Origin of the sequence: Saccharothrix sp. HUAS TT1 (genome assembly GCF_040744945.1) — a bacterium.
Classification (GTDB): domain Bacteria; phylum Actinomycetota; class Actinomycetes; order Mycobacteriales; family Pseudonocardiaceae; genus Actinosynnema.
The window spans coordinates 7,519,709-7,539,139 of sequence record NZ_CP160453.1; the positions used below are offsets into that span (position 1 = coordinate 7,519,709).

The window sequence follows — 19,431 nt, forward strand, 5'->3', positions numbered from 1 at the left end:
GCGCACCTGCCTTCGGCAGGCCTCCACACCAAAGCAATTAACCGCTTAAGTGTCAACGGTGTCATCTTGGGCGGAAACGGCGCCCCACAGGCGTGGCGGCACACCTCGGAGACGCGCCTGGGACCGCTCCCAGCCGCGCCGCCCGCACAGTCTCCTACGCCACCGCTCCCCCGCCAACCCCCCACCCCGCGCGAGTCCTACTCCCACGCCCCGAGAGTCCTACGTTCAGGACCGGTGAATTCAACGCTCAGAACGTGCGACCTGGGGTTTTGCGGCAACACGGCGTGCGCGCCTGAACGTGGGACACGGGGGTCGCGAACGTAGGACACGCGCGTGCTGAACGTAGGACACTCGGGAGCTGAGTGTTGGACTCTCGAGAGCTGGGGGTTGGACTCTCGGGGTTAAGGGGGTGGGGGGTGGGCGGTGCTGGAGCGGGGGACCAGTTCCGGGTCGGAGGTCTTGACCTGTTCGGCCGGGCCGCCGTTGATCACGTCCAGCAGCAGGCGGACGGCGGCGGCGCCGCGTTCGGCGATCGGGCGGCGGACCGCGGACAGGGCCGGGCGGACCAGGCGGCACAGGGCCGAGTCGTCCCACGCGACCAGGGACAGCCGGTCGGGCACGGTCAGGCCGAGCTCGTGGGCGACGCCCAGCGCCGACACCGCCATGACGTCGTTGTCGAACACGAGCGCCGTCGGCGGGGCGCCGCTGGTCAGCACGCGCCGGGTGACGCGGGCCGCGGCCTCGTCGGAGTAGTCGGCGTGCACGACGCGGGCCTCGGACAGGCCGAGCCGGGCGGCGGCTGCGGTGAACGCGCGCGACCGCGTCTGCGTGTGCACGAACTTCGTCGGCCCCGCCACCCGCACGATCCGCCGGTGACCGAGCGCGACCAGGTACTCCAGCACCTCTTCGACGGCCAGTTCGTCGTCGGTCCACACGCACGGCAGGTCCGGCACCACGGGCTCGCCCAGCACCACGGCCGGCAGCCGCAGCTCCTGCACCAGCTCGACCCGCGGGTCGTTCTGCACCAGGTCGACCAGCAGCACGCCGTCCACCCGCCGCTCGCCCCACCACCGCCGGTACGCCGCCAGCTCGGCCGCCGAGTTGTCGGTGACCTGGAGCAGCAACGACGTCGGCCCACCCGCCAGCGCGCCCTGGATGCCGGAGATCAGCTGCATGAAGTACGGCTCGACGCCGATCACCCTGGCCGGCCGGTCCACGACCAGCCCGATCGCGTTCGCCCGACCGTCGCTCAACGAGCGGGCGGCGCTGCTGGGCACCCAGCCGAGGCGGTCGGCGATGTCCATGATCCGGCGGCGCGTCGGCTCGGAGACGCCCGGCCGGTTGTTCAGCGCGTACGACACCGCGCCGGTGGACACCCCCGCGGCCTTGGCGATGTCCGAGATGGTCGGACGCTTGGCTACCACCCGCGCCTCCTCGGTCGGTGATCAACGAGTCTAGACCGCTGTCCGGACCACTTCGCCCGGTAGGGTAATTAAGCGCTTAACGGAACACGGGAAAGGGGACCACCGTGCCCTGGTTCGACCTCTCCGAGCGGGAATTGGCGGTGTACCGCACCGAGACCGCCGAGCCCGACAACCTCGACCTGTGGTGGAAGACCCGCCTCGAAGACGCCCGCGCCGCCGCCCTCCCCCCGGTGCTCACGCCCTACGCGGCCGACGCCTACGGCCCGCTCGCGGTCTGGGACGTCGAGTTCTCCGGCTACGGCGGCGACCGGGTGCGCGGCTGGCACATCCGCCCGGCCGGCTCCGGCGCCGAGCCGCTGCCGACCGTGGTCTGCTACATCGGTTACGGCGGCGGGCGCGGCCTGCCGTCGGAGCACGCGCTGCTGCCCTCCGTCGGGTACGCGGTGTTCGTCATGGACACCCGCGGCCAGGGCGGGCGCTGGACGCTCGGCGCCACGCCGGACTCCGGCCTCGCGGGACCCGAGCACCCCGGCGTGATGACGCGGGGCATCGCCAGCCCCGAGACGTACTACGTCACGCGGCTGATGGTCGACGCGGCGCGGGCCGTCGAGGTGGCCGCCTCGCTGGACGGCGTGGACGCGACGCGGCTCGCGGTGTCCGGCGGCAGCCAGGGCGGCGGGCTGGCGCTGGCCGCCGCCGCGCTGAACGGCGACGCGGTCAAGGTGTGCCACGCCGACGTGCCGTTCCTGTGCGACTTCCAGCGGGCCATCACCATCACCGACGCGGAGCCGTACGGGGAGATCGCCAAGTTCCTGGCCCAGCACGTCGACCTGATCCCGGCCGCCCTGGACACGCTGCGGTACGTCGACGGCGCGTTGCTGGCCAAGCGGATCACCGCCACGTCGCTGCTGAGCGTCGGCCTGATGGACGAGGTGTGCCCACCGTCCACCGTGTACGCCGCCTACAACGAGATCACCGCGCCGAAGGAGATGGCGGTGTTCCCGTTCAGCGGTCACACCACGCCGCGGGTGCACGACGAGCGCAAGCTCCGCCACCTGCGCGCCCACCTGTAGGAAGGCGGGGCGTGAGGGGACCACCGCCATAGTCCCCTCACGCCCCAGCCCGGTCAGTGGACCCGGCGGCTCCGCGGGGGACCCAGGTAGCTCGACCTGAGACCCCCCGTGTCCACGACCAGCTTGCGCACCACCACGATCGGGTCGACCAGCCACAGCTTGAGCGTGTGCGCGCCCGCGCCGAGGTGGTGCCCGGTGGCGGTCCGGTTGACGTTGTCCGACGTGTTGCGCTCCCACTGCGGGTTCATCGCGGTGTCGTCCGCGCCGGTCGCCGCGGTGATGTCCACGACCTGCGGCGGCTGGTCGTCGAACGACACCGCGTACCGCAGCCCCGGCCCGGTCAGCACCGGGTTGCGCGGCGCGAGGTGGGCCCACACCGTGACCGGCCCGTCGGCCCGGACGGTCAGGTCGTACTCCAACCGCGGCCCGGACGGCTCGCGGCTCGGCGCGGTCACCGGGAACGCCTCCACGCCGAAATCCGGGATGACCACCCACCGCACGCCGTCGCCGTCCACGACCCGGGTGGCGTCGGCCGCGTCCACGGAGACGTAACCGTTGGCCTCCACGAATCCGCGCGCCCCGACGAGGTCGTTCTCGACCACCGCCGCCACGGTCACCACCACACCCGCACCGGTCACGGTGATCGGGACGGTGGTCCGGCCTTCCGGCGCACGGGACCAGTCGACGTCCAGGTGCGCGCGGACCTGCGCGTGCACCGTCCCCTGTGGCCGGTCGACGCGCAGCCACGGAACACCGGTGGAAATCCGGTACTCGAACGGGATCGCGCCCCGGTTGAACACCTCGACGTACTGCCCCGGCTGCGACTGCCACGGGCTGAACGCGGGCAGCACCGCCGGCGTCGCCGAGGCGGGCCACCACTGGTCGGAGCCGTCGATCGCCACGCCCAGCTCGGCCACGTGCGGCAGCTCGACCCGCTCGACCGGCGGGAAGACCTCGTCCGGCAGGGCCCGGTGGTCCCGCTCCGGCTGCTGCCAGCGCGCGATCTCCCCGTACCGGGCGACGTCGCCGTAACCGATCTTCGGCTGGCTCTGGAAGCCGCGCCACTTCCCGCCCGCCACCGCGTCGTAGTGCGCCGACAACGCCCGGTCGTCGGCGAACCGCGCGTCGGTGGCGTCCGCCAACCCGTTCGCCGACGCCCGGCCCTGCGCCGCGTGGTGCAGGTTCGTGAACTCCGCCAGCCGCAACGCGTACAGGTTCGCCGTCGCCTTCACGGGGTAGTGCACCAGCTGGAAGTAGGCGTCCTGCGTGGACGGCGGCAGGGCGCCGCGGATCCGCTCGGCCTCGTCCGCCAGGAGTCGCCACCGCTCGGTGACGCGCTCGATCTCCCGGTAGTCGGTCAGGCTGAACGGCGACGACCGGTCGTCGTTCACCACGTCGAGGCCGTCGCCGACCACCGCCCGGCGGTTGAGCAGTTCCGGCTTGCGCACGGACTGGAGGGCGCCGTACTCGTGCAGCACCGCGGCGATCCCACCGGCGGCGGCCGGGCCGAAGTTCTGCGCCGCGAAGCGCTCCTCCCACTCCCCCAGCCGCTCGACCGGCCACCGCCGCGGGTCCCACGCGTAGTCGAGGAAGAACTGCAGCGGCAGCTCGTTGCCCTTCACGTCGCCCGCGTTGACGACCCAGAGCCGGTCGACGCCGTACTCGTAGGACTGGTGCAGCTGGTCCCACACGTTCGGCAGCGGGCTGGTGTCGACCCACTTGTAGCTGCGCCCGCCGCCGACGTAGTCGAAGTGGTAGTAGAGGCCGTAACCGCCGGGGCGCGGTTCGAGGTCCGGCGCGGGCAGCTTGCGCAGGTTGCCCCAGTTGTCGTCGCAGAACACGACCGTCACGTCGGCGGGCGGGCGCAGCCCCTGGTCCCAGTAGCGCTGGACCTCCTTGTAGAGGGTCTGCACCTGCGGGACGCCCGACAGTCCTTCCCTCGCCAGGATTTCCCGTTGTGAGGCGAGGATGTCGCGCATCAGCTCGATGCCGTCGCCGTCGGGCAGGCCGACGTCGCCGTTGCCGCGCATCCCGAGGGTCACCACGCCCTCGAAGCCCTCGTCCTTCATCCGCCGGACCCCGTCGACCCAGTACCGCTCGACGGCCTCGCGGTTGCGCCGGAAGCTCCACTCGCCGTTGCCGCCGTACGGGTCGCCGACGCCCGCTTCGGCGTGCCGGTTCCACTCCTCGATGCCGCGCATCATCGGGCCCTCGTGCGAGGTGCCCACGACGACGCCGTACTCCTGCGCGGTCGCGTGGTTGAGCGGGTCGTCCTCGGCGAACGCCCGGCCCCACACGGCGGGCCACAGGTAGTTGGCCTTGAGCCGGAGCAGGGTCTCGAAGACCCTGGCGTAGAAGTGACGGTTGAACCCGTCCGGGTGACCGGGCGCGCGGCCTTCGCCGAAATACCGGGGTGCCCAGGCGCCCAGGGCCGGGTTCTCGTCGTTGACGAAGAAGCCGCGGTACTTCACCGCGGGCGTGCCCTGGCCGTGCCTGCCCGGCAGGACGTGCAGCTCGGCGCGGTGGGCCGGGGGGACGTCGGCCCACCAGTGCCACGGCGACACGCCGATCTCCCGCGACACGTCGTACGCGCCGAAGATCGCACCGCGCTGGTCGCTGCCCGCGATGACGAACGCCCGCTCCACGCCCGGCAGCGGGTGGTGCACGACCTGCTGGAGCGAGGTCTCCCACCTGCCCTCGACGGACGACACGTCGAGCGCGCCGCGCTCCACCATGGCGTCGATCAGCGGGCTGCGGCCGACCGTGCCCACGACCACCACGTCACCGCGCGCGGTCGGGGAGACCTCGGGCCGCACGCCGGTGACCCGCTCCAGGTCGTCGCGCAGGTCGCCGACGACCCGCCGCACGCCGGGGTGGTCGGCGTCGCTGACCACCAGGGTCGCGGCCCGACCCCGGGACACCAGGGGGAAGCGCCCCGGTCCCGCGGCGTCGACCACGTACCCGTCGACCCGTGACGGGCCGTCCGGGGTCGTGGCCCGCGCCACCGGCGCGCGGAGCGCCGGTGGCGGCTGCGGGGGCGCCGAGGTCATCGGGTCACCTCAACGCGACGTGGTGGTCACGGGGGTCACCAGGACGCGGTCGTAGCCGACCACGCGGGTCTCGCCGGTGAGCCGGACCGACCGCTCCCAGCGGATGTCGGTGCTGGAGCAGCCGAGCTGCAGCACGACGTCGCCGGTCTCCACCACGCGCCTGCCGTCGCGGCCGGTGAACGAGGTGCGGTCGGCGTGCAGCCGGAACGAGACCTCGGTGGCCTGGCCCGGCTCCAGCTCGACCCGCGCGAAGCCGACGAGCTGGCGCACCGGCCGGGTCACGCTGGCCACCGGGTCGTGCAGGTAGAGCTGCACGACCTCGGCGCCCGCCCGCTCGCCGGTGTTGCGCACCAGGCAGGACACCTCGACCTCGCCGTCGGACGGGAACTCCTCGCCCGCGGCGAAATCGGCCAGCTCGAACGAGGTGTACGACAGGCCGTGCCCGAACGGGTAGGCGGGCGACGGGTCGACCGAGCTGACCCCGCCGGGACCGCCGAGCTGCGGGTGCAGGTAGGTGGTCGGTTGGCCGCCGGAGCCGCGCGGCACCTGCACCGGCAGCTTGCCGGACGGGTTGACGCGCCCGCTGAGCACGCCGGCGACCGCGCCCGCGCCCTCTTCACCGGGGAAGAACGCCTGCACGACCGCGGCGGGCTCGTAGGAGCCCAGCGCGTACGGGCGGCCGGCCAGCAGCACCAGCACCACCGGCACGTCCAGCTCCAGCAGCGCGTCCAGCAGCTCGCCCTGCACGCCGGGCAGCGACAGGTCCTCGGCGTCGCAGCCCTCGCCGGACGTGCCGCGGCCGAACAGCCCGGCCCGGTCGCCGAGGACGGCGAACACCACGTCGGCGTCGCGGGCGGCGGCGACCGCCTCCTCGATGCCGGAGCGGTCGTCGCCGTCGACCTCGCAGCCCTTGGCGCCGGTGACCGTCGCGCCGGGGAACTCCTTGCGCACGGCTTGCACCATCGTGTCCATGTCCACGCCGAGCGGCACGTCCGGGTGCTGCACGCCGACGTGGTTCGGGAACGCGTAGCAGCCCATCAGCGCCAGCAGGTCGTCCGCGCACGGGCCGACCACGGCGAGCTTGCCCGCGCCCGCCGCCGCCGTCAGCGGCAGCACGCCGGAGGCGTTGTCCAGCAGCACCACGGACCGCTCGGCCATGGTGCGGGCCAGGTCGCGCAGCGCGGGCGGGTCCAGGTCGACCGGCTCGCCGCGCAGCACCGCGGCCGACTCCGGCTGCCAGCCCTCGTCCAGCAGGCCCAGCTCGCACTTCTGGGTCAGCACGCGGGTCACCGCGCGGTCCACCAGCGCCTCGTCGACCTGGCCGGACCGCACCAGCTCGGCCAGCGGCTCGCCATAGCAGCGCACGCTGGGCAGCTCCACGTCCACGCCGGCGGCCAGCGCCAGCGCGGCGGCCTCGCCCGGCGAGCCCGCGACGCCGTGCGCGGTCTCCAGGAACGACACGCCGAAGTAGTCCGCGACCACCACGCCGGTGAAGCCCCACTGGTCCCGCAGCAGGTCGGTGAGCAGGGACGCGTCCGAGGCCGGCGGCACGCCGTCCACCTCGGCGTAGGAGTGCATGACCGACCGGGCGCCGCCCTCGCGCAACGCCATCTCGAACGGCGGCAGCACGACGTCGGCGAACTCGCGCGGTCCCATGTGCACCGGCGCGTGGTTGCGCCCGCCGCGCGACGCGGAGTAGCCCGCGAAGTGCTTGAGCGTGGCCACGATGCCGCTGGACTCCAGGCCCTTGGTGTAGGCGGCGCCGACGAGGCCGACGAGGTACGGGTCCTCGCCGATGGTCTCCTCGGTGCGGCCCCACCTCGGGTCGCGGGTCACGTCCAGCACCGGGGACAGGCCCTGGTGGATGCCGACGTCGCGCATCACCAGGCCGACCTCGCGGGCCATCCGCTCGACCGTCCCCGGGTCGAACGAGGCGCCCCACGCCAGCGGGATGGGGAACACGGTGGCCTGCCACGCGGTGAACCCGGCCAGGCACTCCTCGTGCGCCATCGCCGGGATGCCGAACCGGGTGTTGGCCACCAGCTTGCGCTGCGTCTCGGTCAGCACCTTCGCGGCGACCAGCGGGTCGATCGGACCGGTGCCGAACACCCTGGTCAGCTGGCCGAGGCCGGGCTTGGTCAGCTCGTCCCACGGCGGCAGCGGCTCGGCGAACTCGTGCTGCGCGGGCGCGACCTCCTCGCCCTCGGAGATGCCGACCCACACGCCCACCAGCTGGGCCAGCTTCTCCTCCAGGGTCAGCTCGGCCAGCAGGGCGGCGACGCGCTCTCCGGTCGGCTTGCCGGGATCGGCCCAGGGGTTCAGCACGGCGGCTCCTTCGTTGACGATCGGACGACGAGTTCGGTGGCCAGTTCCACCCGTTCGGTCTCCACGGGACGACCCGCGATCAGGTCGGCGAGCATCCGGCCCGCGTGGCGACCCATCTCGGTCAGCGGCTGGCGCACGGTGGTGAGCGCGGGCGAGGACCACACCGCGACCGGCAGGTCGTCGAACCCGACCACGCTCAGGTCCTGCGGCACGGACAGCCCGACGACGCGGGCCGCCTCGATCACGCCTAAAGCCTGCTCGTCGTTGCCCGCGAAGATCGCGGTCGGCCGGTCCGGCAGCGCCAGCAGCTCGGCTGCCCGGCGGAACCCGCCCTCGTGCTTGAAGTCGCCGTGCTTGACCAGCTCGGGGGTGAACGCGATGCCCGCCCGGTCGAGCGCGGCGCGGTAGCCGTCCACGCGCGCGCGGCTGCACAGCATCCCGGCCGGTCCGCCGATGACGCCGACCCGGCGGTGGCCGAGGCGCAGCAGGTGTTCGGTGGCGGCCAGGCCGCCCGCCCAGTTCGTCGCGCCGACGCTGGGCACGTTCGGCTGCGGCAGGTCGACGGGGTCGATGACCACGACGGGGATGCGGGAGTTGGCCAGCACCCGGCGGTCGGCGGCGGTCAGCTGGGAGGTGACCAGCAGCGCGCCCGCGCGCCTGGCCTCGACCAGCGACGCCGCCCACGACGTGTGCTGACGGGGTTTGTCCGTGGACGACACCACGACGTGCAGTCCGGTGTCGACGACACCACGGATGATCTCCACCGCCCAGGGGCTGTCCAGGGCGGTGAACACGAGGTCGACCAGCAGGTGGCCCGAAGCCCTCCGGGACCCCACCGGCACGTAGTCGTACTCGGCGAGCAACTGCCGCACCCGAGCCCTGGTCTCCGCGCCGACGTCGTCCTTCCCGTTCAGGACTTTGGACACCGTCGGGAGGGACACCCCCGCTGCTGCGGCAATCGTGGCCAACGTGGCTCGACGCATGCGCCGATAGTATCGAAACTCGATCGAAACACAAGAGTGACCTCTTGACGTGCGAAAACATCACCTAGACGCGCCGAATGGTGACCCTTGACACGGCTTGGACACCCGCCTAAGGTCTGCGCAAGTCGTGGATGTTTCGAAATGTTTCGATGCCACGAACAAATCCGCAGCGTGGCAGAAGGGTGGCGGTCGCATGTCCCGCCGTTCATGGGTGCGTCCCCTCATCGCGATGGGGCTCGTGGCCTTGACAGCAGTGGTGTCCGCGTGTGGCACGTCCGGTCCGGGCGAGACCAACACGGGCGCGCTGAAGATCTGGGCGCTTGAGGACCCGGTGCTCAACAAGATCGAGAACCAGTCGATCGACTCGTTCAAGGCGGGCGGCGGCAACGCCTCGCTGGAGACGTTCGGCAACGACCCGTACAAGCAGCGGCTCCGGGTGGCCATCGGCTCCCCCCAGGCCCCCGACCTGTTCTTCAACTGGGGAGGTGGCAACCTGAAGGAGTACGTCGACGCCGGCAAGGTCGCCGACCTGACCTCGGTGCTGGAGGAGAACAAGGCCGTCAAGGACGCGTTCATCCCCAGCGTGCTGGACGGCGCGAAGCTCGGCGACAAGTACTACGGCGTGCCGATGCGCGGCATGCAGCCGGTGCTGCTGTTCTTCAACAAGAAGGTCTTCACCGAGGCGGGCGCGCAGCCGCCGACCACTTGGGACGAACTGCTCACCCTGGTGGACACGTTCAAGGCGAAGGGCATCACGCCGATCGCCCTGGCCGGCACCCAGGCGTGGACCGAGCTGATGTGGGCCGAGTACGTGCTCGACCGCGTCGCGGGCCCCGAGGTGTTCAAGAACATCCGGGACAACGGCCCCGCGGGCTGGAAGGACCCGGCCGTGGTCGAGGCCATGACCAAGCTCAAGGACCTCATCGACCGGGGCGCGTTCGGCACCAGCTTCGCCTCCGTCGGCTACGACGCCGGTGGCGCGTCGACCATCCTGGCGCAGGGCAAGGCCGCGATGCACCTCATGGGTTCCTGGGAGTACACCAACCAGCTGGACCAGAGCCCCGACTTCGTCAAGAACGGCGACCTGGGCTGGGTGGCGTTCCCGTCCATCTCCGGTGGCAAGGGCGACGCGGGCAACCTGGTCGGCAACGTGAGCAACTTCTACTCCGCGACCACCGACTCGAAGAGCCTGGACGCGGCGAAGAAGTTCGTCACGACCGAGCTGAACAAGGACTCCTACATCGAGGCGCTGGTCGCCGCCGGTGACGTCCCGCCGGTGGTGGGCGCCGAGGAGAAGCTGAAGAAGTCGCCGAACCCGGAGTACGCGTCGTTCATCTACGAGCTGGTGCTGGACTCGAAGAACTTCCAGCTGTCCTGGGACCAGGACCTGCCCGCGGACGACGCCACGTTCATGCTCACCCAGCTCCAGGAGTTCTTCCTGGGCAAGGTCTCGCCGCAGCAGTTCGTCGACGCGGTGGCCGCGCGCTGATGTCGTCCCAGCGGCCTTCGGCCTGGTACGCCGTGCCGGCGTTCGCGTTCTTCGCCCTGTTCGCCGCGCTGCCCATGCTGCTCGTGATCTACCTGAGCTTCACCGCTTGGGACGGGCTGGGCAGCCCGGCGGTCAACGGGGGCGAGAACTGGTCCCGGTTGCTCGAGGACAGCGAGGCGCGCGCCTCGGTGTGGCGCACCCTGTTGCTGATGGTCGTGTCGTGGCTCGTCCAGACCCCGATCGCGTTGCTGATCGGGGTCTGGGCGGCCGGCAAGCAGCGGTCCCGAGCGGTGCTCAGCTCGATCTTCTTCCTGCCGCTGCTGCTGTCCACGGCCGCCATCGCGTTGTTGTGGCAGGCGCTGCTCGAACCGAACTTCGGCGCGTTCGTCGGCGGGCCGCTGTTCCTGGGTGACCCGGACATCGCGCTCTACACGGTGGTGCTGGTGATCTCCTGGCAGTTCATCCCGTTCCACACCCTGCTCTACCAGGGCGCGGCGCGGGCGGTGCCGCCGTCGCTGTACGAGGCGGCGACCCTCGACGGGGCCTCGCGGGTGAGCAAGTTCCGGCACATCACGCTGCCGCAGCTGCGGTACACGGTGGTCACGTCGTCGGTGCTGATGCTGGTCGGCTCGCTGACCACGTTCGACACCGTGCTGATCCTGACCAACGGCGGACCGGGCACCGCGACCCGCATCCTGCCGCTGCACATGTACATCACCGGCTTCAGCGGGTTCGAGATGGGCTACGCGAGCACGATCGCGGTCGTGCTGGTCGTGCTCGGCACCGCGCTGTCGCTCGCGGTCATGCGCTGGAGCGGGTTCCGCTCGATGAGCAGCCAGCAGGAGGGGTCGTGAAGTCTCGTCCCAACTGGCCCGCCGGGCTGTTCGCCCTGGTGTGGCTGGCGATCGTCGTCGGACCGCTGCTCTACCTGGTCACGGTCTCGCTGCGGACGCGCTCCGAGTACCTCGGCAAGAGCGTGTGGGAGCTGCCGGACGCGCTGACGTTCGACAACTACGTCACCGTGCTGACCGGCGGGTTCGGCCAGTACCTGCTGAACAACGTGATCGTGACGGTCGCGACCGTGGCGATCGTGGTGCTGGTGACCGTGCCCGCCGCCTACGCGGTGGTGCGCAACACCGGGCCGTTCGTGCAGCGCGGGTTCACCCTGATCCTGATGGGACTGGCGATCCCCGCCCAGGCCACGATCATCCCGGTGTACCTGATGATCACCCGGATGCAGCTGTACGACACGCTCACCGCGATCATCCTGCCGACGGCGGCGTTCGCGCTGCCGGTGGCGATGCTGGTGCTGGTCAACAGCCTGCGCGACGTGCCGAAGGAGCTGTACGAGGCGCAGGCCATCGACGGCGCGGGCCCGTTGCGGGTGCTGGTGTCGCTGGTGCTGCCGCTGGCCCGGCCGGCGATCATGACCGTGGTCGTCTACACGGCGCTCAACGCGTGGAACGGGTTCCTCTTCCCGCTGGTGCTCACCCAGTCGGAGTCGTCGCGGGTGCTGACCCTCGGGTTGTGGGACTTCCAGGGCCAGTTCGGCACGAACGTGCCGGCGCTGCTCGCGGCCGTGACGCTGTCCGTGCTGCCGATCTTCGTGGTGTACCTGATCGGGCGGCGGTTCCTGCTCAGCGGCCTCACGGCCGGTTTCGGCAAGTAGTCGACCCACCCGGCCCGAGGAGGGACGCTCGTGCGGGAAGTCGGGCCCGACCGGGCCGGGAACACCGCTGCCGCCGCACCCGCGGCGGCAGCGGGGCCGACGCTGCGGGACCTCGCGGCCCGGCACGACCTCGCGTTCGGCACCGCGGTGGACCTGCGGGCGCTGGCCGGTGACCAGGAGTACCGGGAGCGGGTCGCGGCGCAGTTCGACCACGTCACCGCCGAGAACGCGATGAAGTGGGACGCCCTGGCGCCCGCCCGCGACCGGTACGACTGGGGTCCGGCGGACGCGCTGGTCGCGTTCGCCCGGGCCAACGGGCAGCGGGTGCGCGGCCACACGCTGGTCTGGCACAACCAGAACCCGGCCTGGCTGGCGGACGTGCCCGCCGACGAGCTGGGCGCCGTGCTGCGACACCACGTGCAGACGACCGTGCGGCGCTTCAGGGGCGCGGTGTGGCAGTGGGACGTGGTGAACGAGGCGGTGGAGGAGGACGGGTCGCTGCGCGACACCGTCTGGCTGCGGGCCTTGGGGCCGGGGTACGTCGCGGACGCGTTCCGGTGGGCGCACGAGGCCGACCCGGACGCGCTGCTGTTCTACAACGACTACGAGGTCGAGGACGTCAACGCGAAGAGCGACGGCGTCCACGAGCTGGTGCGCGAGCTGAGGCGCCGGGGCGTGCCGATCCACGGGGTCGGCGTGCAGGGGCACCTCAAGGCGGGGAGCCCGCCGCGGTCGATGCGGGAGAACCTGGGGCGGTTCGCCGACCTGGGGCTGCGCACCGCGGTGACGGAGGCCGACGTGCGGGTCGTGGTGCCCGCCGACCCGGCCAAGCTGGCCGCCCAGGCGGAGGGGTACCGCGCGCTGCTGGACGCGTGCCTCGCGACGCCGGGCTGCCTGTCGTTCACGGTCTGGGGGTACACGGACAGGTACTCCTGGGTGCCCGGGTGGTTCGAGGGTGAAGGTACGGCCAACATCCTCGACGAGAACTTCGCCGCCAAGCCCGCCCACCGGGCGTTGCGCGACGGCCTCTCGTCCGGCGGCGCGATCCGCCGGGACTGACCCGACCGGGCTCGGGCCCACCACCTCTCCCACGGGCCCGAGCCCCCACCCCCTCCCTCCCCCCCACCCCACCCTCCCGAACGTTCAACTCACCCCTCCCGAACGTAGGACTCGCGCGTCCCGAACGTAGGACTCTCGCGAGAGTCGTACGTTCAGGTCCCGCGTGTCCTACGTTCCGGGACCCCGAGTTCAACGTTCAGGACGGCGGCGAGGCAGGTTTGCCGCTCCTACGTTGCGGTAACCTGATTGGTGTGGCCAGGTGGGCGGAAACCGGACATTCGACAGTTTCGAACTGAATATCGATTGTTTCGGCCCCGTTACGCACACTCCGAGTGACGAACAACCCACCAACGCTCCCCCGCGTCTAGCAGCCGGAACTGGGCGGGGCTGCCGTAGACTGCCCCCATGCCGACCAAAGCCGACCCGTCACCCTCGGATGGCACAGCCTCGGGCAAGATCACCATCGCCGCCATCGCGGCGGAGGCCGGGGTCTCGGTTCCGACTGTTTCGAAGGTCATGAACGGTCGCGCGGACGTCGCTCCGCACACCCGGGAACGGGTCGAGGCGATCATCCGGAGGCACGGCTACCAGCGGCGCGCCGACGAGCGGTCGAGGCGGTCCAACCTGGTGGAACTGATGTTCCACGAGTTGGAGAGCGCCTGGGCGCTGGAGATCATCCGGGGCGCCGAGCAGGTCGCCGCCGAGCAGGGCCTGGCGCTGGTGCTGTCGGAGTCGCAGGGCAGGCTCACGCCCGGCCACGGCTGGCTCGAAGGCGTCATCGCCCGCAAGCCGCTCGCGGTGATCTCCGTCTTCTCCGACCTCACGTCGTCGCAGCTGGCGAAGCTGCGCGCGCGGGACATCCCGGTCGTCGTGGTCGACCCGATCGGCGAACCCCAGCTGGAAACCCCGTCCATAGGGGCCACCAACTGGAACGGCGGCCTGACCGCCACCCGCCACCTCATCGAGCTGGGCCACCGCCGCATCGCCATGATCGGCGGTCCGGAGCGCGTGCTGTGCAGCCGCGCCCGCGTGGACGGCTACCGCGCCGCGCTGGAGACCGCCGGCCTCGCGTTCGACCCGGACCTGGTCCGCTACGGCGACTTCCACGTCGAGTCCGGCCGCGCGCAGTTCGCGCCGCTGCTCGACCTGCCGGACCCGCCCACCGCCGTGTTCGCCGGTTCCGACCTCCAGGCCCTCGGCGTGTACGAGGCAGCGCGCGCCGCCGGTCTGCGCATCCCCGAAGACCTCAGCGTCATCGGTTTCGACGACCTCCCGGTCGCCCAGTGGGTGGGCCCGCCGCTGACCACGGTCCGGCAGCCGCTGCAGGACATGGCCGCGGCGGGCACCCGTCTCGCCATCACGCTGGCACGTGGTGAAGAGCCCGAACACCGCCGAATCGAGCTTGCCACCACGCTGGTGGTGCGTCAGAGCACCGCCGCGCCGCGTTGACGAGCCGCCTCTAGTGGTGGTGACCCGGCTTCTGCGTGTAGACGCACCCCTCCGCCTCGGCGGGGAGGGTGTGCCCCACGACTTCCTCGGGTCCCACCGGTGTGCAACGCAGGTCGTGCAGGCCCAGTAGTTCCAGGCCGAGGGTGCCGCTCAGCGCGAAGCCGTTGCCGAAGCCGAAGTCCGGGTTGTCGGACACCTCGCCACCGGCCATCGCGCCCTTCCACGAGTCCTGGAACTCGGCCAGCTTCTCGCGCTGGAACACCACGAGCCCCAGCCGCTCGTACGGCCCCGCCCGGCACGTCGCCCACTCCGCCACGTACGGCGCGTAGAGCTTCGCCCGCAGCGGGCCGACGAACTCGCCGAACTCCTCCATAGTCCGCGGCGCCACGTCGTCGCACTGCCCGGTCTTCTCCCGCACCCAGTCGCCGACCTCAGCGGAGGTGGCGAGCGGGGGGCCGAGTGCGTTGGAGCCCAGGCCGGCGGAGTCGGTCGCCGCCGAGGAGCAGGCGACCGACCCCACCAGGAGCGCGACCAGGGCCGCGCACCGCCCCAACATCAGGCCGCGGCGCAGGTGGCGCCGTTGAGGGCGAACGACGTCGGGTTGGCGGGCGTCCCCTGCGACGACCCGTTGAACCCGAAGCTCACCGTCTGGCCCGGCTGGATGTTCTGGTTCCAACTCGCCCCCTTCGCGGTGGCCTTGCCCGCCGCGACGGAGACCTCGGCCGACCACGCCTGGGTGATGCCCTGGCCGGACGGCACGTCCCACGCCAGCTGCCAAGCGCTGACCGCGCTGGCGCCCGTGTTCTTCACCGTCACGTTCGCGGTGAACCCACCGGACCACGAGCTGGGCACGCTGTACGTCACCGCGCACGCGCCCGGCGTCGTGCCGCCGCCCGTGGCGGTCCGCACCGACACCACCGCCGACGGCGGCGAGGTGTTGCCCGCCGCGTCCCGCGCCACCACGTAGAACTGGTAGGCGGTGTCCGCGGTCAACCCGGTGACGGTGGCCGTGGTGCCGGAGGAGGTCGCGACCGCGACGTCCGTGGCGCCCGCCTCGCGGAACACCTGGTAGCCGCTGACGCCCTGGTTGTCCGACGCCGCGGACCAGCTCAGCGCGACCGAGTTCGCCGTCGCCGTGGCGGTCGGCGTGCCCGGCGCGGTCGGCGCCTGGGTGTCACCGCCGCCGGTGCCGCCGGTGAAGTTCACGTCCGAGCAGCTGTAGAACGCCTCGGGGCTGTCGCTGCGCTGCCAGATCGAGTAGATGACGTGGCGGCCGGACTTGTTGGGCAGGGTGCCGTTCCACGAGTACTCGCCGCTGCCCAGCGGCGGGTTGGTGATGCTGTCGAACGGCACGGGCTCCAGGTCGGACCACTTCAGCGGCTGCGTGACGTCGAACCCGTCCTTGGTGACGTACTGGTCCCAGGTGCCGGGGTGCGGCGCCCACGCGTTGTACTTGAAGTTGATCGACGCGCCCGCCCGCAACGTGGTCACCGGCCAGTCGCTGCGAGCCAGGTTGTAGGCGTCGTACTTGGTGGTCGGACCGCACAGGTCGCCGTCGGCGATCAGCTCGCGGTGCTTGCCACCGGCCAGGCTGATCAGGTTGCCGTACCAGTCCCACAGCGGTTGCTTGCCGCCGAGCTGCACCGCGGCGACGCACGCCGGGTTGGTCGGGTTCAGGTCACCGCCGCCGCCCCCGATCCTGCCGTCCTCGTAGCAGGCGTAGGTCCGGCTTGGGGGGTAGGTCATCGAGCCGTGCGCCAGCGCCACGCCGCTCTGGACGAACACGCTGGTCACACCGATGACGCCGAGCGCGGCAACGGCCAACGCCCCAAAGCGCTTGAGTCGCAAGGACATCTCCTTCAGATCGACGGTGATCTGTGAAACGGGGACTGGGAGCGCTCCCAGAATTACCATCGCATTACTGGTGACGCCACGTCAACGACCCGTTTCAACTGGTGCCCGCCGGGTACCGCTCGACCATGCGGATCGCGGTGGTCGGCCAGATAGCCCGTGACCTGGTGCTCGTGGTGCCCGAGGTGCCCGGATCGGGCGGCAGCGCGGACGTGCTGGAACGCCGCGAAGTGCTCGGCGGGAAGGGCCCGAACATCGCCCGGGGCGCCAGGCAGCTGGGCGCAACGGCCGCCGTCGTCGGCGTCGTCGGGGACGACCGGGAGGGCCGCCTGCTGGTCGAGCGGCTGGACGCGGACGGCGTAGCCACGACCGCGGTGGTGTGCCGGGAGGCGACCAGGTCCGCGCTGATCGTGGACGTCGTGTGCGACGGCGGGTACCGCCTCCTCCAGGACATCCCCGAGGGGACCCTGTTGACGGCGCAGGACGTGCGCGCGGCGTCGGCGACGCTGGCCGGCGCGGACGCGGTGGTCGTCCAGCTGGAACAGCCCGCCGAGGCGGCGCTGGCCGCGGTGCGCGCCGCCACCGGGCTGGTGGTGCTGGACGGCGCGCCCGACGGGCGGGAGGCCGAACTCCTGGCCGCCGCCGACGTGCTCCGCGCCGACCACCAGGAGGCGGAGCGGTGGACCGGGCGGTCGATCTCCGGGACGGACGACGCCGTGCGGGTGGGTCGCGAGCTGCTGGCGCGCGGGCCGTCGGTGGTGGCGCTGGAGGTGTCCGGCGAGGCCAACGTGCTGGTGTGGGGCGAGGACTCGGCGGTGATCCCGCTGAGCGACGAGGAGGTCGTGGACACGACCGGCGGCGGTGACGCGTTCGTGGCCGCGCTGACCGTGGCCCTGACGCGCGGTGACGACCCGGCGGACGCGGGCCGGCTGGCCACCGCCGCCTCGGGGCGCGCGGTCCGCCACCCGGGCGGGCGGACGGACCTGACCGGGTTGAGGCTCGAAGACGCCTCGTGAGCCGGTAGGTCGGAGCCGGTCCGGTCAAGCGCGACCCAGCCGGACAGCCCGGTCAGACAGCCCGGTCAGGCGGCCCGGTCAGGCGGCCCGGTCGCGCCGCACCGCCCGCACGCCGAGCACGACCGCCGCGATCACCAGCAGAACGCCGATGCCCTGCAGGCCCGGCGAGTCGTCCGCTCCCCCGAGCACGACGGCGGTGATGCCGAGGGCGATGACGAACCCGGCGGTGAGAACGGTGGGCAAGTGCTTCATGGGGGCTCCTCAGCAGGTCGGACAACGCATCTACACATCGAGTATCGGTCGCATACTATCGACTTTCGATAGGCAAGACCAAAATCCGACCCCTGATGGACGAACGATCACCGGTTCCGTAACCTGTCCGAGACCTGAGCGGGTGTAACCCGTTCGGGGTGCTGTCCTGGCTCAGAGGAGGCTCGCGCGATCGTGGCGTCGAAATCCGCTCATCGCACCGTCCGCGCAGCCCTGACGGTGACCGCCGTCTCCGCGCTGGTCGGCTCCGCACTGCCGCTGCCCCACGCCGTCGCGGACCCCGACGCGCCGGCCACCGCCTCCGAGGCGTTGCGGCAGTACAACGAGCTGTCGCACCAGGCCGAGACGTTGAACGAGGAGCACCTGCGCGCGCAGGAAGCCCTGTCCAACGCCCAGGGCGCGCTCGACCAGGCCAACCGCGACCTGACCACGGCCCAGCAGGCGCAGGACGCGCTGCGCGGCCAGGTCGACCAGCTCACCGTGGCGTCGTTCGAGGGCGCGCGGTTCAGCCAGCTGTCGGCGTTGCTGGTCAGCGACTCGCAGCAGGACTTCCTCAACCGCATGTCGGCGCTCGGCGTGCTGGCGGGCAACAACGCCGAGGCGTTGCACGCCCTCAGCGACGCCGTCGACCTGGCCAACGACGCCGCCCACCGCGCCAACGAGGCGTCCGAAGCGGCGACCGGCGCCATCGCGGACATCGACCAGCGCAAGGCCGCGCTGGACGGGCAGATCGGCGAGGCCCGCGACGCCTACCGCTCGCTGAGCCCGGCCGAGCGGGCGGCGTTGAACAACGCGGGCGACATGAGCGCGATCCCGGTGCCCGCGAGCACCGCCGGTCGGGCGCTCGCATTCGCGCTGGGCGAGCGCGGCAAGCCCTACGTCTACGGCTCGAACGGCCCGAACACGTGGGACTGCTCCAGCCTCATGCAGGCGGCGTACCGGTCGGTGGGCATCGCGATCCCGCGCACCACCTACGGCCAGGCCACCATCGGCAGGCAGGTGTCGCGCAACGACGTCCGGGCGGGCGACCTGGTGATCTACTACTCGGGCCAGACGCACGTGGCGATGGCGATCGACGGCCTGCGCGCCGTGCACGCGTCCACCGAGGGCGTTCCGGTGAAGGTGCAGGACATCGAGTCCATCGGACCGGTCAGCGTGATCCGGCGCGTGATCGACTGAAAGCCGGGTATCCCCGGTCCGCCACCCAGGTGACGGAGGACCACATGCCCGATGTTGTCGATCTGATCATGCAGGACCACCGCGAGGTGGAGCGCCTGTTCACCGAGCTGAAGGACCACCCGGAGAAGCGGCCGCTGCTGGTGCCCGTGCTGATCTCCGTGCTCGTGGCGCACAGCCGGGCCGAGGAGGCCGAGGTCTACCCGGTCGCCAAGGACGAGGCCGGGGAGACCGAGGAGGTCGAGCACAGCCAGGAGGAGCACGCCGAGGCCGAGCAGCTGCTGATCAAGCTGGCCGGGACCGACCCGACCTCGCCGTCGTTCGAGGACGTGCTGGAGGAGCTGGTCGAGTCGGTGACGCACCACGTCGAGGAAGAGGAGTCGTCCGTGCTGCCGGGCATGCGGCAGAGGTTGGACGAGCGGCGGCGCGAGGAGCTGGGGCGGGCGTTCGCGGAGAGCCGGGCCCGGCACATGGGCGACCGGCCGGGTGAGGCGACGCGCGAGGAACTGCTGGCGCAGGCGCGCAACGCGGGCGTCACGGGCGCCTCGGGGATGAGCAAGCCTCAGCTGCAGAAGGAGCTGCACCCGTCCTGACGGG

The 19,431-nt window shown here is 71.8% G+C and carries 16 protein-coding genes; 9 read left to right on the forward strand and 7 right to left on the reverse strand.

Annotation, left to right across the window (positions count from 1 at the left end):
* Positions 1 to 401 precede the first annotated feature (401 nt).
* Entirely contained in the window at positions 402 to 1,424 is a 1,023-nt protein-coding gene (locus tag AB0F89_RS32870) for a LacI family DNA-binding transcriptional regulator (protein ID WP_367129640.1), read from the reverse strand.
* A 104-nt stretch (positions 1,425 to 1,528) separates the two neighbouring features.
* Between AB0F89_RS32870 and AB0F89_RS32875 the strand changes: the two genes are divergently transcribed.
* A complete protein-coding gene (locus tag AB0F89_RS32875; RefSeq protein ID WP_367129642.1) occupies positions 1,529 to 2,497 on the forward strand; it encodes an acetylxylan esterase in 969 nt (322 codons plus the stop codon).
* A gap of 53 nt (positions 2,498 to 2,550) precedes the next feature.
* Here AB0F89_RS32875 and AB0F89_RS32880 read toward each other — a convergent pair whose 3' ends face one another.
* The 3 genes from AB0F89_RS32880 to AB0F89_RS32890 are packed head-to-tail and all read right to left on the reverse strand — an operon-like array spanning position 2,551 to position 8,855.
* On the reverse strand, positions 2,551 to 5,547 hold the full coding sequence (locus AB0F89_RS32880) for a glycosyl hydrolase 115 family protein (protein WP_367129644.1): 2,997 nt from the start codon (positions 5,545 to 5,547) through the stop codon (positions 2,551 to 2,553).
* 9 nt (positions 5,548 to 5,556) lie between these two features.
* Positions 5,557 to 7,872 carry a glycoside hydrolase family 3 N-terminal domain-containing protein gene (locus tag AB0F89_RS32885; protein WP_367129646.1) on the reverse strand — a complete coding sequence of 772 codons (2,316 nt, stop codon included), beginning with the start codon at positions 7,870 to 7,872 and terminating at the stop codon, positions 5,557 to 5,559.
* Complete coding sequence (locus AB0F89_RS32890; protein ID WP_367129648.1) at positions 7,866 to 8,855, reverse strand: LacI family DNA-binding transcriptional regulator; 990 nt, start codon at positions 8,853 to 8,855, stop codon at positions 7,866 to 7,868. The genes AB0F89_RS32885 and AB0F89_RS32890 overlap by 7 nt, the downstream gene beginning before the upstream one ends.
* 229 nt (positions 8,856 to 9,084) lie before the next feature.
* On the opposite strand from AB0F89_RS32890, the gene AB0F89_RS32895 reads away from it, so the two are divergent.
* The 5 genes from AB0F89_RS32895 to AB0F89_RS32915 all read left to right on the forward strand — a co-directional run bounded on the left by AB0F89_RS32895 (position 9,085) and on the right by AB0F89_RS32915 (position 14,521).
* Positions 9,085 to 10,344, forward strand: a complete 1,260-nt coding sequence (locus AB0F89_RS32895; protein ID WP_367129650.1) for an extracellular solute-binding protein — start codon at positions 9,085 to 9,087, stop codon at positions 10,342 to 10,344.
* Entirely contained in the window at positions 10,344 to 11,198 is an 855-nt protein-coding gene (locus AB0F89_RS32900; protein ID WP_367129652.1) for a carbohydrate ABC transporter permease, read from the forward strand. The genes AB0F89_RS32895 and AB0F89_RS32900 overlap by 1 nt, the downstream gene beginning before the upstream one ends.
* The gene (locus AB0F89_RS32905; protein WP_367129654.1) at positions 11,195 to 12,013 is read left to right on the forward strand and encodes a carbohydrate ABC transporter permease; all 819 of its coding nucleotides are present in this window, start codon (positions 11,195 to 11,197) and stop codon (positions 12,011 to 12,013) included. Before AB0F89_RS32900 ends, AB0F89_RS32905 begins: the two co-directional genes overlap by 4 nt.
* 30 nt (positions 12,014 to 12,043) lie before the next feature.
* Positions 12,044 to 13,072, forward strand: a complete 1,029-nt coding sequence (locus AB0F89_RS32910) for an endo-1,4-beta-xylanase (RefSeq protein ID WP_367129656.1) — start codon at positions 12,044 to 12,046, stop codon at positions 13,070 to 13,072.
* A gap of 405 nt (positions 13,073 to 13,477) precedes the next feature.
* Positions 13,478 to 14,521 (forward strand): LacI family DNA-binding transcriptional regulator, encoded by a 1,044-nt coding sequence (locus AB0F89_RS32915; protein ID WP_367129658.1) that lies wholly within the window; start codon positions 13,478 to 13,480, stop codon positions 14,519 to 14,521.
* 10 nt (positions 14,522 to 14,531) lie between these two features.
* Here AB0F89_RS32915 and AB0F89_RS32920 read toward each other — a convergent pair whose 3' ends face one another.
* Both AB0F89_RS32920 and AB0F89_RS32925 read right to left on the reverse strand, forming a co-directional pair.
* A complete protein-coding gene (locus AB0F89_RS32920; protein WP_367129660.1) occupies positions 14,532 to 15,077 on the reverse strand; it encodes a hypothetical protein in 546 nt (181 codons plus the stop codon).
* Complete coding sequence (locus AB0F89_RS32925; RefSeq protein WP_367129662.1) at positions 15,077 to 16,375, reverse strand: lytic polysaccharide monooxygenase; 1,299 nt, start codon at positions 16,373 to 16,375, stop codon at positions 15,077 to 15,079. The genes AB0F89_RS32920 and AB0F89_RS32925 overlap by 1 nt, the downstream gene beginning before the upstream one ends.
* A gap of 125 nt (positions 16,376 to 16,500) precedes the next feature.
* Between AB0F89_RS32925 and AB0F89_RS32930 the strand changes: the two genes are divergently transcribed.
* Positions 16,501 to 17,388 carry a PfkB family carbohydrate kinase gene (locus tag AB0F89_RS32930; protein ID WP_367129664.1) on the forward strand — a complete coding sequence of 296 codons (888 nt, stop codon included), beginning with the start codon at positions 16,501 to 16,503 and terminating at the stop codon, positions 17,386 to 17,388.
* A gap of 78 nt (positions 17,389 to 17,466) precedes the next feature.
* Here the strand turns inward: AB0F89_RS32930 and AB0F89_RS32935 are convergent, their stop codons facing one another.
* Positions 17,467 to 17,640 carry a hypothetical protein gene (locus tag AB0F89_RS32935; RefSeq protein ID WP_367129665.1) on the reverse strand — a complete coding sequence of 58 codons (174 nt, stop codon included), beginning with the start codon at positions 17,638 to 17,640 and terminating at the stop codon, positions 17,467 to 17,469.
* A gap of 237 nt (positions 17,641 to 17,877) precedes the next feature.
* On the opposite strand from AB0F89_RS32935, the gene AB0F89_RS32940 reads away from it, so the two are divergent.
* The gene (locus AB0F89_RS32940; protein WP_367129667.1) at positions 17,878 to 18,837 is read left to right on the forward strand and encodes an NlpC/P60 family protein; all 960 of its coding nucleotides are present in this window, start codon (positions 17,878 to 17,880) and stop codon (positions 18,835 to 18,837) included.
* A gap of 44 nt (positions 18,838 to 18,881) precedes the next feature.
* Positions 18,882 to 19,427, forward strand: coding sequence for a hemerythrin domain-containing protein (locus AB0F89_RS32945; protein WP_367129669.1), 546 nt, complete (start codon positions 18,882 to 18,884; stop codon positions 19,425 to 19,427).
* Positions 19,428 to 19,431 lie beyond the last annotated feature (4 nt).

Excerpts from the sequence above, each read along its gene's own strand:
- AB0F89_RS32880 (WP_367129644.1), bottom strand. The coding sequence starts at position 5,547 with ATGACCTCGGCGCCCCCGCAGCCGCCACCGGCGCTCCGCGCGCCGGTG.
- AB0F89_RS32890 (WP_367129648.1), bottom strand. The coding sequence starts at position 8,855 with ATGCGTCGAGCCACGTTGGCCACGATTGCCGCAGCAGCGGGGGTGTCC.
- AB0F89_RS32895 (WP_367129650.1), top strand. The coding sequence starts at position 9,085 with ATGGGGCTCGTGGCCTTGACAGCAGTGGTGTCCGCGTGTGGCACGTCC.
- AB0F89_RS32900 (WP_367129652.1), top strand. The coding sequence starts at position 10,344 with ATGTCGTCCCAGCGGCCTTCGGCCTGGTACGCCGTGCCGGCGTTCGCG.
- AB0F89_RS32915 (WP_367129658.1), top strand. The coding sequence starts at position 13,478 with ATGCCGACCAAAGCCGACCCGTCACCCTCGGATGGCACAGCCTCGGGC.
- AB0F89_RS32920 (WP_367129660.1), bottom strand. The coding sequence starts at position 15,077 with ATGTTGGGGCGGTGCGCGGCCCTGGTCGCGCTCCTGGTGGGGTCGGTC.
- AB0F89_RS32925 (WP_367129662.1), bottom strand. The coding sequence starts at position 16,375 with ATGTCCTTGCGACTCAAGCGCTTTGGGGCGTTGGCCGTTGCCGCGCTC.
- AB0F89_RS32930 (WP_367129664.1), top strand. The coding sequence starts at position 16,501 with ATGCGGATCGCGGTGGTCGGCCAGATAGCCCGTGACCTGGTGCTCGTG.
- AB0F89_RS32935 (WP_367129665.1), bottom strand. The coding sequence starts at position 17,640 with ATGAAGCACTTGCCCACCGTTCTCACCGCCGGGTTCGTCATCGCCCTC.
- AB0F89_RS32945 (WP_367129669.1), top strand. The coding sequence starts at position 18,882 with ATGCCCGATGTTGTCGATCTGATCATGCAGGACCACCGCGAGGTGGAG.